The following is a 440-nucleotide window of genomic DNA, read 5'->3' on the forward strand; positions in this document are numbered from 1 at the left end:
TTGAAGTTCTTTACTTCCAGCATACCGCTCACCTAGGTAGTGTGGACTGGAAGATAGAGGAATAAACACCTGACATGAATGGCGGCGATGAAGGAAGCGGTGAGCTTTGCGTAGCGCGTAGCGATTCCGCGCCAGCGTTTGAGGGCGCGGAAGACGTTTTCAATGACGTGCCGCGCCCGATACAGTTCATGACTGTACGCTCTTTGCTCTTTCCGGCTTTTAACCGGAGGGATGACGGCTGTTATATCCGCTTCCTTAAGCATATCGAGCAGTTCGTTCGTGTCATACGCTTTGTCCGCAAGGAACGCTTCCGCCTCCAAATCCTCCATAAGGAGAGGCGCCTGGCTACAGTCCGCAGCTCTAACCGACTGAGCTATAGGCCCGATAGCAAGAGAGAGTATAGCTTAAGCCGCGTGCCTTTGGCAAGAGCGTTACCCGTG

At 53.4% G+C, this 440-nt stretch carries 1 protein-coding gene; it reads right to left on the reverse strand.

Annotated elements, in window-relative coordinates; all coding sequences use genetic code 11:
- Positions 1-32: 32 nt before the first annotated feature.
- A complete protein-coding gene (locus AWU74_RS08550; protein ID WP_162505127.1) occupies positions 33-401 on the reverse strand; it encodes a transposase in 369 nt (122 codons plus the stop codon).
- Positions 402-440 lie beyond the last annotated feature (39 nt).

The organism is Treponema endosymbiont of Eucomonympha sp. (assembly GCF_001028545.1).